Origin of the sequence: Methyloceanibacter methanicus (assembly GCF_001723285.1) — a bacterium.
Classification (GTDB): domain Bacteria; phylum Pseudomonadota; class Alphaproteobacteria; order Rhizobiales; family Methyloligellaceae; genus Methyloceanibacter; species Methyloceanibacter methanicus.
The window spans coordinates 35,448-47,952 of sequence record NZ_LPWG01000001.1; the positions used below are offsets into that span (position 1 = coordinate 35,448).

The window sequence follows — 12,505 nt, forward strand, 5'->3', positions numbered from 1 at the left end:
CCGAGCCTGCAAGACAAAGGGCGGGAGCCCAGCCCCCGCCCTTTTCGTCTCTGCGGTATCTCGTGCGCCCGGCCTAGGCGGCCTTCTTCTCGATATCGGCCGTCCATTCGCCGAGAGTGGCAAGGCCGTTCATTTCGGCACGATGAGAGAACGCCGCCTGCGCCGCCGCCACGTTGTCCGCCTTGCCCGACCAGGCGACCTGCGGTGCGTGCTGCAGCGCCCGCCCGTAAGAGAAGCTGAGATGCCAGGGGAACCCGCCGATGCGGTTCATGGCGTCCAAGCGCGCCGTAGCCTCCACATCGTCCTGGCCACCCGAGAGGAACGCGATCCCTGGCACGGACGCCGGCACGCAATCCTTCAAGACGCGCACGGTCGTCTCGGCGATCTCCTCGTCGGAGACCTGCGTCGCGCATTTCTTGCCCGGCAGGACCATGTTGGGCTTTAGCACCATGCCTTCGAGCTGGACCTTAGCGTAGTACAGCTCCATGAACACGGTCTTCAGCGTCCACATGGTGACGCCCTCGCAGCGGTCGATCGTGTGGTCGCCGTCCATCAGGACTTCAGGCTCCACGATCGGCACGAGTTGCTGTTCCTGGCAGAGCGCGGCGTAGCGGGCGAGCGCATGGGCGTTGGCGTTGATGGCGTCGTGGCTGGGGATGCCGGCGCCGATATCGATCACGGCGCGCCATTTGCAGAACTTGGCGCCAAGCTCCCGGTACTCGATCAGGCGGTCGCGCAGGCCGTCGAGGCCTTCGGTGATGGTCTCGCCCGGGCAGAAGGCAAGCGGCTTGGCGCCCTTGTCCACCTTGATCCCCGGAATGGACCCGGCCGCCTCGATGACCTTCACCAGCGGCGTACCGTCGGCGGCCTTCTGGCGGATGGTCTCGTCGAACAGGATGACGCCCGAAATCCGGTCCTTCATGGCAGGCTCGGTCCGGAACAGGAATTCGCGGTAGTCGCGCCGGTTTTCTTCCGTCGATTCAACGCCGATCGCATCGAACCGCTTCTTGATCGTGCCGCTCGATTCGTCCGCCGCAAGGAGCCCCTTGCCCGGCTGGGTCATGGCGGTGGCGACTTTGTTCAAGGCCGCGAGGTCCATGTCGTATTCTCCCTATCACGCAAAAATTTCAGCCCAGTTTTGACGCCCATAAGCCATGCTCGCGCGTGCGTTACAAGCCACGAATTGGAACTTCGGCGGACCTATGCCCGCCGGTCGCACGGCTACAGTCCGGGTGGCTGGTGCTGCCAGGGATAGCCGCGCCGGGCCATCTGGTAGCCGACATCGTAGAGATGGGACATGAACACCGGATCGAAGGCCTGGGTGCTCGTATCCGGAACGTCCTCGGGAATATAGGCCAGGTTGTAGGCAACACCGTTGCGGCGACAAAACTCGTACAGCCGGTAGAGATCTCCCACACCCTGGTTTGTGAGCAGGGTCGTAACCGCCCGGCCGGCGATGTCGAGCGTATGCGGCTTCACCGCCTTGTAATGGGGCGCCGAGTAGCCGTTCAGGATCACGTAGAAGCGCCGGATGGGCGTGGCGCCAAGATCGCGGTCCATCCCTCCCAATGTCAGTTGGGTGGGCGCGAGAAAGACCGACCGCGTCGCCCCGCCATCCACGTGCATCTCCTCGAAGCTGTATCCCTCGGCGGTGACCTTGATGAAGCTCGGCGGGAACGCGGCCGGAATGGCGGCCGAGGCCAGCAGCACATTACGGAAGAGCTCGACGGACCCCGGACGGCCGCTCGCGGCGATTTCGCCCATATCCCAGATGACCGGGCGCCCCGCATCGAGGTTGGTCGTGCCGATCAGCAATCTGCGGCCCTTGCGATGTTCCGCCGCCACCTCGGCGAGAAAGGACGGCGTCACATAGTGTGCGATCAACTTGGCTAGCGGCGCATTGCTGGAGAGCGAACTGCCGCCGAGCAAGCCCTTGACCGGGCGCATGATGGCGATGTCGTTGGTGTGGGAATGGGTGAAGACCTGTTTCAGTGCGTGGTCGTATCTCGGCCCGAGAAAGGCGAACGGCGCGCTCAGCGCGCCGGTGGAGACGCCGGTCACCACATCGAACTTGGGCCGCGTGCCGGCCGCCGTCCAACCCGCCAGGAGACCCGCACCATAGGCTCCATAAGGGCCTCCGCCGGACAGCGCCAAGGAATTCAGCACCGGCCGGCCCCCGCCGCCGCGCAATTCCGGACGGCTCCGAGCCAGTTGGGATGCGCGCTTCGCCTGATAAGCGGCCGCGTTGGGAGGAAGTTCATCGCCCCAAAAGCGGATGGTCTCGGGCCCCATCCCGGCCACGTTTGCGTCGCTCTCAAGCGCGACCGGAACGGCATTGCGGGCGCCCGCGACGGCGCAGCCCACAAGCACGGATGCAACCGTCAGAAGCATAAGAGCGCGCCCCAATGGCCGGGCGGCAAACGCAATACGTGATGTCCCCAAGTCTTTCCCCCCGGAAACGCGGCCAACGGACCCGGCTTTCCTTTACCCGCCGGCAACTTACAGCAGTGCAGGCGGGCTTTGCTAGTGGACAGTTCCACGGGGGCAAGCGCGGACGCCCGTCAGCGGCGCCTCGCCAAGGCATAGAGGAACAGCAACCCGATCACGCCATGGAGCAGACCACCGGCCCAAAGGCCTTGGCTGCCCGTCTGCAGCGCGCCGAAAAGCAGCGCGGGCGCGGCGAGAATGTTGTAGACGGCGAGCGAAATCGCTGCGTAGGAACCGAGCCCGTAGGCCATGGCATGATCGCCGCTCGCGGCCGCCCAATTCCGCCCCAGCAAGGCCCCCACGCCGAGCGCGAAGGTTGCGACGCCGAGCAACCGGATCAGCGACAGGCTCGCCAAATCGGCCTCGGCCCCGCCGACGCCCGCGACGACCATGGCCGGCATCAGGATCGCCGACACGCCGAACGCAAGTTCGATGCATCCGGAGACGAGAACGAGCAGCGGCACCATCGAGTTTGCCCCTCCTATTGCGGTCCGGCTTCGGCGCCCGGCGTCTCCGCCTCGCCCCAGGAAAAGATCTGGTTCCAGTCGTCCCTCATGCTGACGACGTTCCATCCGTTCGCCAAGGCATGCTCCATGAGTTCGACCGGGAATCGCCCCACGTCGGACTCCGGCCCGTACGCATACTCGCGCGCCGCATCGTCATGATGCACGAGGCCCATGAAGCACAGGCCTTTGCAGTTCGCCGTCCACTCGAGCATTTCCTTGTCGCCGATGGAGTTGCCGAAGGCGAAGACCGGCTGGCCGCCCGATATAGTGTTGATGCCTTCGGCTTTGCCCGGCCCATCGTCGAAGAACAGCAGGTCCGGCAGTTTCACCAGCGTCGGGCTCGAATCCCAATAGCGGAACTCGGTCTCCCCGGCCGACCCGACGACCTGCCAAGGCGGGACGCCGTAGCACGGCTCGGTGTAGGCGCGCATGAAGGCGGTGCCCCCGCCGGAGACGATGAACGTCGTGAAACCGTTGGCACGCAAGTACTCCAGCAGCTCGATCATCGGCTTGTAGGTGAGGTCGGTGTAAAGACGCTTGAAGCGCGGATGCTTGGCCGTTTTCAGCCAGTTCGACACGATGTCGTTGAATTCGACCGTCGTCATGCCGCTATGGGTCGCGGTCACGAGCGCCATGGCGCCCTTCTCGCCATAGGTCAGGAGCTTCTCCGTGTTGCCGTCGATTGCGGACTTGAACGGCTCCTTGTTCTTCCATTCCGGGTGCTGGTTCGACACCGCCTTCACCCGGTCGATGACGAAGACGAATTGCGTATAGAGCGGCTTCTCGACCCAGAGCGTGCCGTCATTGTCGAACGTGGCGATGCGGTCGGCTGCCGGCACGAAATCCGGGCTCCCCTCGGTCGTCACGCGCGCGACATAGTCGAGGATGGCCGCCTTGACCCCGCCTTCGTTCCAGGACGGCAACGGATCGGCCTCGTCGTCGGCGCGCAGAGGGGACGGCGCGATCAGGACGGCAAGCAGGGCCGCGAGCGTCGCCAAGCGGACAGTGTTGAACATTGACGCTACTCCGGTCGCAAAAAGGGCGGCCCGTCGCCGGACCGCCCCTCTTATAGCCTATTGTTCGAAGCCTCGTTAGCCGGAGCCTCGCCGTTCGCAGCCTAATTGCCCGTCGGCATTCCGATGCTGAAGCCCTGCTTCTCCAGTTCTTTGCGAATGGACTCGAAGCGCTGATACTTCGAGATGGTGATCGGACCGGTATAGGTCTCGCTCTGAAGCTTACGCGGCGGGTACTTCACGTAGGTCTTCATGAGCTTCGCCACCGTCTCGTTGGCCGGAACGACCGCCCAGGTGCTCTCGGTGAACGTCGTCATGAAGATGTCGTAGCGCTCTTGAGGGTCGGCCAGAAGGTCGAACACCTGCGGCACCGTCGCGATATACTTGCTGGCGCCCTTCCAGCCGAGATTCGTGTCCACGGCCAGGCCGCCGGTGTGTGCGCCATCGTCGCCACGGAGATTGAACACGTACTTGAACTGGTTGAGCCGCACGGCTCCGGGCGAGAGCTCGTCCTCGGTGAAGTAGAACCACCAGTTACGCTCCGATTTCCCGGTACCTTCCCAGATAGGCGTCATGTCGTAGCTGTCGAAGATCATCGGCTGGCCGTCCCGGTCTTCTTTCGGCAGATCCACGCCGGCAACCGAGGCGAAGGTGGCCATGAGGTCGAGCCCGCCAGCAATATCGTCGCTCTTGGAACCGGGCTTCACATGTCCGGGCCAACGCACCATGGTGGGAACGCGGCTACCGCCTTCGCGATCGGTGCCCTTCGTGCTCCGGAACGGCGTATAACCGGCATCGGGGTAGACATCCTGCCAGGCGCCGTTGTCCACGGTGTAGAAGACGATCGTGTTGTCGGCGAGACCGAGATCGTCGAGCTTCTTGAGGACGTTGCCCACACGCGCATCGAGCTCCACGACGGAGTCGCGTATTTCGATTTCGAGATCGACTTATGCTCGAACTCCGGCGCCGGCATGTTCGGCTGGTGGTTCTTCATGAAGTTGACATTGATGAAGAACGGCTTGTCGGACTTCGCCGCTTCGTCGAGGAACTCGAGCGCGGCGTTCTCGACATACTCATCGAGATAGGGGATGCCGACCACGCCCTTCTCCGGCGTGTTGACGTACTCGCCGTTGACCTTCCAATCTTCTTTTGCCGGTTCGCCGGCTTTGCCGGACAACGCACCCTTGGTCACCTTCTGGAACATCTCACGCAGCTTCGGGCTCATGGCCGGAAACCATTTGGGATCGGGGTAGGTGTAGGCGTTGAGATGGTAGAGGAAGACGTATTTCATCACGTCGTAGCCTTGGGCGTTCGGCAGTGCATAGTCCGCTTCGCCCAGATGCCATTTGCCGGTGAAGTAGGTGTTGTAGTCGGCCTTCTTCAGCACCGACGCCAAGGTCCACTCGGCGTGCGGGAGGCCGCCGCCCTGACCCTGGAAGGCCACGGTAGTCATGCCTGAGCGGTTGGGGATGCGTCCGGTCTGGATCGCGGCCCGGCCCGGCGTGCAACTCGGCTGGCCGTAGAAGTTGGTGAAGACCATGCCTTCCTCGGCAAGCTTGTCGAAATTCGGCGTCGGCATGCCGCGCGCCGCACCGCCGAGATAGGGCCCGAGATCGCCCCAACCCGTATCGTCTGAAACAATCAAAAGAATATTGGGCTTCTTTTCCTCCCCGCCGGAACTGCTCTGGGTATCCTGCGCGTGGGCAACGCCCCCGCAGGCCACCAGCGCGCCAAGCGCCAAGCCCCATAGCTGCTTATGTAAGCCGAGACTCATGCTAGCACTCCTTCTTGCTTTGATACACGTTGTGCGAAGTCTGGAGACGCGAAGAGAAGGGCCGCAGGCGACGTCCGGACCGTGAAAAGAACCGTACGGAACGCCTCCTCTCGCGAAGAGAATAACCGGATGGTACTCTGCTCGCCCAATCAAAACCTGCTCACCTGACGAGATTCCTCCATGAAGAAGGCCCCTTGGGACCTGGACGGCGCCCTTCGTGTTTTGCAAGCGCACGGCTGGTATTCCGAACGCAGCAAGGAAACGCAGAAGAAGCTGGCGGGCATAGCCAGGCTTCGGACTTTCGACACCCGTCAACCAATCTATTTGACCGGCCAGGTTCCGAACGGCGTCTTCGGTCTCGTGGATGGGTCGATCAAGATCGCTTTTCCCAGGAACGACGGCGAGGACTACATTGCCCACCACGCCGGTTCGGGCTTTTGGGCCGGCGACCTCGCATTCTTTGCCAGCGCACCCCGGCTCGTCTCGATCCATGCCGCCGAACCGACAACGATGGTTCAGCTCCAGCCCCAGGGGATCAAGCGACTCTTGCGGGAAGATCCGAGGCTGCATACGGACTTCTACGTCCTGACATACGAGAACTTCAGGACTGCGCTCGACATCATCGCAAACCTGGCGATCGTCTCCGTCGACAAGCGCGTGGCCGACCGGCTGCTCCTCGAAGCGGCCGCCCATCCCAAGGCCGATGGCTGGATTCAGATCTCCCAGCCCGAACTGGCGCAACTCTTGGCGGTCTCCCTGCCGACCTTGCGGCGGACGATTGGACGGTTGGCGAACGCCGGACTCGTGGAGCAAGGCTATGGCCGGGTCAAACTCATCGACCCAAAGGGCCTCCGGAAACTCACCGGTTGTTGACGGCGCGGTCGTTCCGCGGGCCCATAGCGCGTATTATTGGGGGCACAGGCTGTTGCAAATTTGCACGCCCGCACGCGGTCGGTGATGCTGTCGCAAAATGCCATGGTGACGCACGGCGCGGGGGCGCTAGACTGACGCCAAAACAACGGGGAAGCATCGTTCGGAGGCGGGGGAAATGGCAAAGCGGAGTCTCGTTGCGGGCGGGTTGGCGCTGATGGCCGCCATGTCCGTGCCGGGTGCGGCGCAAAGCGCCGAGTTCGGCGCCAGCCCGTGGCTCAAGGGCTACACGGATATCTTCGGGGGGGTCATCCCGTCCGTCCCGGGCTTCTATTTCCGCGCCGACGCCTACACCTATAGCGGCAGCGCCGGCGCGACGATCTTCAACGGGCTGGTCAACTTGGGCGTCGATCAGGACTTCACCGCCACCGTCGCCTCTCTGACCTATGTGACCCCGTGGAAACCCCTCGGCGGCACCTTCGCCGTCAACGTCACACCGACAGTCGTCACCATGGACGTCGGCCTCGGCCTGGGGATTCCCACCTTCACGGGACCGCGCGGCAACACGTTCGGCGGCTTCACCGTGAACCGGGGCGACACCAATCTGGACTTGGGCGACACCGTGTTCGCGCCGGCGATCCTCGGTTGGGACGAGGGCAATTTCCACTGGAACGTCGCCATGTTCGTCCTCGCGCCGACCGGGGACTACAGCACCCGCCAGCTCGCGAACACGAGCCTCAATCACTGGTCCTTCATGCCGCGTTTCGCCGCCACCTATTTCGATCCGCAGACCGGCTGGCAGGCGACGGGCGCCGTGCTCTACACCTGGAACACGGAGAACACCGCGACGAACTACACCACCGGTGACCTCGTCAATTTCGAAGGGTCGATCACCAAGAATTTCGGCCCATTGGGTTTGGGCGTCGTGGGCTACGGCATGGTCCAGGTGACCGGCGACAGCGGCGCTGGGGCGCGCCTGGGGTCGTTCGAGTCGGAGATCTATGGCCTCGGGCCCATCGCGACTTTCACCACCAGCGCCGATCCGACCAAGGCCCTGACCGTGATCTTGAAGTACTACAAGGAGTTTGACGCCAAGAACGCATTCGAAGGCGAGACCTTCGATGCGGCGATCAGCTTCAAGTTCTGATTAGTCCGCGTCCGGCCTCCCGGACCGCCGGCCTCCCCTCGTTCCGCCCCGCCTCTTCCGTCCCAGGGCTTGCTCTGGCCCAATTGTGGTTGTGAACTCTGCCATCGGAAGCGGGCGCCCGCCCGCCGGGAACCGTGGAACGGCATGACCGGAGCGCGAGGACAGCAACCGGACCGGAGACCGCTGGTGGCGCTCACCGGCGCGACGGGTTTCATCGGCCGGCATCTGTTGCAGGGTCTCACCGCGCGGGGCTACCGGGTGCGGGTCTTGCTGCGGCGTCCCACCATGATGCCGGAGTCGTGCGCCAGCGTCCTCATCGGCGACATCACCAAGCCCTACAACATGTCCGAGGCCCTCGCGGACGTCGATGCCGTGATCCACTCGGCCGGCATTCCCCGCGCCATGACCGGCCTCCCCGAAGACGACTACCGCCTGTTCAATACTGAGGCGACGGTCCAGTTCGCGAAGGCGGCGAAGCGCGCCCGCGTGAAGCGGTTCCTCTTCCTGTCGTCGATCCGCGCCCAGTCGGGACCGGCCGCGTCCGGCGTCCTGACCGAAGATCAGGAGCCACGGCCGACCGACGCCTACGGACGCTCCAAGCTCGAAGCGGAAAGAGGCCTCGCCGAGACGGGCCTCGACTGGGCCGCCTTGCGGCTGGCCCTGGTCTACGGCCCGGGCGTGGGCGGCAATGTGGCCAAGCTCCTGAAACTGGCCCGCGCGCCCTACCCGCTGCCGCTGGCCGGACTGAAAGCCCGCCATTCGCTTCTCGGTCTCGACAATCTGGTGGAGGCCGTGGATCGGGTTCTGGCCGCGCCCGCACCGCTCAACCGGCCCTTTATCGTGGCCGATCCCGCCCCCGTCACGATCGCCGAGATCGTCCGCGCCTTGCGCCAGGGGCTCGGACGGCGGGCCGGTCTGTTCTACGTGCCCCCGCCCATGCTCAAGGCCGCGCTGAGAGCCGTCGGGGCGCCTGTCGAGACCGCCGCGCTGTTCGACTCCCTCATCGCCGATCCGGCCGCCTTGCGGGCGCTGGACTGGGCGCCCCCTGTTGCAACGCAACAGGGACTGGCCGCGCTCGCCCGGCAAATGCCTGACTGATCAAGCGCTACGCCCATGCTGCACCGCGTCGATGTTGCACCGCGCAACACACGGATTTTTAAGTACTTTTCGTGTTATGCGTCTTACCAATGTCGCATTCTGCCCCTATAGTCCAATAAGGCTGACGTGGGGGTCGCTGTTGTAGAATTGCTGTCTGAGAGCATGAACCGTCTCCGACGCTTGAACGAGCGGGGCGCATCTCGAGGATGGCGCATTTGGAGGCGGGTATGGCACTCCCGAAGATTGTCGTTCGCGGCAAGCAGGTCATTCTGCTGAGCGGCTACTGCAAAGACGACCATAAGGGTGTTCGCGAGGCGCAACGGCTTGGCGGTTATCGCCTCAAGGTCGACGCGGAAGAGCAGCTGTTGGCGGCCGCGCAAAAGAATCCCGACGCAGTGGCGTTCGGTTACGTTGCCGGCGTGTGGGTGGCTTCGGCCTAGGTTTCGAGAAAAGGACATTCGAACGGGCTCCTTGGCGCGCGCGAACGCCTCTGCGCCGGAGTTCAGCCGCCGCGCTGACCCTGCATCTGTGGAACTGCGTCCTTGCCGAACCGAATTTCTTGTCCTTAACATCGCTCCTGCGCGCGGCGGCGCCTGCCTGTTCGGTCGCACGCTGACGCCATCCTTCCTGCGCTCCTTGTCTCCGGCCACCGCCGCCACCCTCCACGACCGATAGACCCGTGCCCCATATGAGCCTCCTGCCCGACGTGAGCCTTGTGCCCGATGCGCGCCTTGTCGCCGAGGCGCCGCAGCACGCCCTATGGACGGCCTGGCCGGCTTCGCATGAGGAATGGAACGGCGACCTCGAGGCCCCGCGCCGCGACGTTGCCGCGCTCGTGCGTACGCTGGCACCGGACAATCGCGTCCGCGTTCTCGCCAATGGCCACGAAGCGCTCAACTCGGCGCAAGATGCGCTGGGTGACGTCGCCGACATCGTGGCGGCCTCCTACGGGGATATTTGGCTCCGGGATACGGGGCCCCTCTTCGCGGCCGGCCCGACCGGCCCCGTTGCGCTGTGCTTCCGCACCAATGGCTGGGGCGGCAAGTTCGCGCTGCCGGGCGATGAGACCGTCGGTCGCGAGATCGCACGGCTTGCGGGCGTGCCTGCGCGCAGGGCGGATTTCGTTCTCGAAGGCGGCGCCATCGACCACGACGGCGCGGGTACGATCGTCACCACACGGCAGACGCTGCTAAACGCGAACCGGAACGGCTGGTCGCAAGGAGATGCGGAAGCCGCGCTCGGCGCCGCCTTGGGCGCCAAAAAGATTCTGTGGATCGACGACGGGCTCGCGGGCGACCATACGGACGGTCACGTCGACAATATCGCACGGTTCGTGGGGCCCGCCCGCATCGTCTGCCAACGGCCGGCCGGACCGGACGACCCCAATGCCGCCGTGCTGGAGGCTGCCGCGCGCGCGCTCGAAGGCGCGACCGACGCGCAAGGGCGGCCGATCGAGATCGTCCAGGTGCCAAGTCCCGGGCGCGTCCTCAACGCGCTGGGCGAGATCGCCCCGGCCTCGCACCTTAACTTTGTCATCGCGAACGGCGTTGTGGTGGTGCCGGTCTTCGGCACAAATACGCAATCGGACGCGCTCGCGTGCTTGCAAGCGGTGTTTGCGGACCGCAAAGTCGTCGGGCTTCCCGCCTCGGGCCTGCTAGGTGCCGGAGACGCCGGAGGCGGCGCCTTCCATTGCATCACCCGTGAGGAACCCGTCTTCGCTCGGGGAAGCCTCGGATCTCGGTGAGAGCCAATCGGTGAGTACCAATCTGTGAAAACCAATCTGTGAAGACCACGTCAGGCCGGAACAACCAGGACAGTCCATGGCGCGCGAATTGACGGTTGCGGCGGTCCAGGCCGCCTTCGGTCACGACATGGCCGCGAACCTCGAACGGATCGAAGCGCTGATCCGCGAGGCCGCAGGCCGGGGCGCGCAGGTGGTCCTGCCGCCGGAACTGTTCCAGAGCATCTATTTCCCCACGCGCCAGGATCCGAAATGGTTCGCGACGGCGCATCGCGCGGACGAGCACCCTTGCGTTCGTTCTCTCAGCGCACTCGCGAAGGCGCTGGGCATCGTCATTCCGATCTCCTTCTTCGAGAAGGACGGCCCGCATTATTTCAACAGCGTCGCCGTGGCCGACGCGGACGGTGCGATCCTGGGCGTCTACCGCAAGAGCCATATCCCCGACGGTCCGGGCTACCAGGAGAAATACTATTTCCGTCCGGGCGACACCGGATTCAAAGCCTGGCGCACGAAGCACGGCACGCTCGGCGTCGGGATCTGCTGGGATCAATGGTACCCGGAAGCGGCGCGGGCCATGGTGCTCGAGGGCGCGGAGATCCTTCTCTATCCATCGGCCATCGGCTCGGAACCCTATGACGCCGCGCTCGACACCCATGAGCGCTGGCGGCGGGTGATGCAGGGCCACGCCGTCGCCAATGCGGTCCCTGTCGTCGCCACGAACCGCGTCGGCGAGGAAGACAATGACGGCACGCGCCAACGCTATTACGGACACTCCTTCGCCGCGGACCATACGGGCGCGATCGTCGCCGGTCTCGGAGACGAAACCGAAGGCGTGCTGACGGCGCGCTTCGACCTCGACGACATCGCCGCCTATCGTGCCGATTGGGGGTTCTTCCGGGACCGCCGCACCGACCTCTATGGACCCGCGCTGACATGACCCTGCTTCGATTCAACACCGTCGATGTCTTCGCCGAGCAGCAGTTCGGCGGCAACCCGCTTGCGGTCGTCCATGGCGCGGATGGGCTGACCACGGAGCAAATGCAGGGGCTCGCCTCGGAATTCAATCTGTCGGAGACCACCTTCGTGCAACGGCCCCAGGACCCCGCGAACGCGGCGCGGGTCCGCATCTTCACGCCGCGCGCGGAATTGCCGTTCGCGGGCCACCCCAATGTGGGCACCGCCTATGTGCTGGCCACGGAAGCGGAACGCCGGGGACGTCCCTTGGCGAACGACAGGCTGATCTTCGAAGAGCGGGCGGCTTGGTCACGGTCAACGTGTTGCGGAACAGCGCGGGGATCGAAGGGGCCCAGGTCGCGGCGCCGAAACCGCTCAGCGTCGGCTCGGGCCTCGCGCCCGGCATCGGTCTCGGCCCTTTGCGGCCTGCCGACGCATAGCATCGAACAGAGCCGGCATCTTCCGTTGATCGCGAGTGCCGGCATGCCGTTCGTCTTCGCCCAGCTGAGGGACCGCGCATCCCTCTCGGCGGCGGCCCCGAACCGCGATGCGTTCTTCCAGCACCTTCCGCCCGACCTGGCGAGCGGTCTGTTCCTGTATGTGCGCGAGCCTCAGAGCGACCCGCCCATCCAGGCCCGGATGTTCGCGCCGCTGCTGGGCGTGCCCGAAGACCCGGCGACGGGCGCCGGAAATGTGGCGCTGATCGGCCTTTTGGCGCATCTTAACAGCAAGCCGGACTTGGTCCTGAAAGCCCGTATCGGGCAAGGCGTCGACATGGGGCGTCCGAGCCTTCTCCAGGCCATGGCGGCGAAGCGCAATGGCGTCGTCACAGCGACCCAGGTGGGCGGGCGGTGTATCCCGGTGATGAGCGGTACGCTGACGCTCCGTTGATCGCGCCACGCGGAAGGAGGCGCA

The 12,505-nt window shown here is 64.8% G+C and carries 11 protein-coding genes and 1 pseudogene; 7 read left to right on the plus strand and 5 right to left on the minus strand.

The window, feature by feature from the left end:
- Positions 1-73: 73 nt before the first annotated feature.
- From AUC68_RS00145 to AUC68_RS00165, 5 genes and pseudogenes are all read right to left on the minus strand, one after another.
- A complete protein-coding gene (locus tag AUC68_RS00145; RefSeq protein WP_069435799.1) occupies positions 74-1,099 on the minus strand; it encodes a class I fructose-bisphosphate aldolase in 1,026 nt (341 codons plus the stop codon).
- A gap of 122 nt (positions 1,100-1,221) precedes the next feature.
- Positions 1,222-2,391 (minus strand): patatin-like phospholipase family protein, encoded by a 1,170-nt coding sequence (locus AUC68_RS00150; RefSeq protein ID WP_069435800.1) that lies wholly within the window; start codon positions 2,389-2,391, stop codon positions 1,222-1,224.
- A gap of 170 nt (positions 2,392-2,561) precedes the next feature.
- Entirely contained in the window at positions 2,562-2,954 is a 393-nt protein-coding gene (locus AUC68_RS00155; protein ID WP_069435801.1) for a hypothetical protein, read from the minus strand.
- Between the two features lie 14 nt (positions 2,955-2,968).
- Positions 2,969-4,009 (minus strand): HAD family hydrolase, encoded by a 1,041-nt coding sequence (locus tag AUC68_RS00160; RefSeq protein ID WP_069435802.1) that lies wholly within the window; start codon positions 4,007-4,009, stop codon positions 2,969-2,971.
- 101 nt (positions 4,010-4,110) lie between these two features.
- A pseudogene (locus AUC68_RS00165) lies at positions 4,111-5,780 on the minus strand (arylsulfatase).
- Positions 5,781-5,960: 180 nt separating this feature from the next.
- On the opposite strand from AUC68_RS00165, the gene AUC68_RS00170 reads away from it, so the two are divergent.
- The 7 genes from AUC68_RS00170 (at position 5,961) to AUC68_RS00200 (ending at position 12,481) form a co-directional block, all read left to right on the plus strand.
- Entirely contained in the window at positions 5,961-6,653 is a 693-nt protein-coding gene (locus tag AUC68_RS00170) for a Crp/Fnr family transcriptional regulator (protein WP_069435803.1), read from the plus strand.
- 175 nt (positions 6,654-6,828) lie between these two features.
- Positions 6,829-7,797, plus strand: coding sequence for a SphA family protein (locus AUC68_RS00175; protein WP_069435804.1), 969 nt, complete (start codon positions 6,829-6,831; stop codon positions 7,795-7,797).
- A gap of 144 nt (positions 7,798-7,941) precedes the next feature.
- Positions 7,942-8,895: an NAD-dependent epimerase/dehydratase family protein gene (locus AUC68_RS00180; protein WP_069435805.1), complete on the plus strand. Its 954-nt coding sequence runs from the start codon at positions 7,942-7,944 to the stop codon at positions 8,893-8,895.
- A gap of 227 nt (positions 8,896-9,122) precedes the next feature.
- On the plus strand, positions 9,123-9,335 hold the full coding sequence (locus tag AUC68_RS00185; protein ID WP_069435868.1) for a hypothetical protein: 213 nt from the start codon (positions 9,123-9,125) through the stop codon (positions 9,333-9,335).
- A 248-nt stretch (positions 9,336-9,583) separates the two neighbouring features.
- The gene (locus AUC68_RS00190) at positions 9,584-10,639 is read left to right on the plus strand and encodes an agmatine deiminase family protein (protein WP_069435806.1); all 1,056 of its coding nucleotides are present in this window, start codon (positions 9,584-9,586) and stop codon (positions 10,637-10,639) included.
- Positions 10,640-10,715: 76 nt separating this feature from the next.
- On the plus strand, positions 10,716-11,573 hold the full coding sequence (gene aguB / locus AUC68_RS00195) for an N-carbamoylputrescine amidase (protein ID WP_069435807.1): 858 nt from the start codon (positions 10,716-10,718) through the stop codon (positions 11,571-11,573).
- Positions 11,570-12,481: a PhzF family phenazine biosynthesis protein gene (locus AUC68_RS00200; protein WP_083240241.1), complete on the plus strand. Its 912-nt coding sequence runs from the start codon at positions 11,570-11,572 to the stop codon at positions 12,479-12,481. The genes aguB and AUC68_RS00200 overlap by 4 nt, the downstream gene beginning before the upstream one ends.
- The last annotated feature ends 24 nt before the right edge of the window (positions 12,482-12,505 follow it).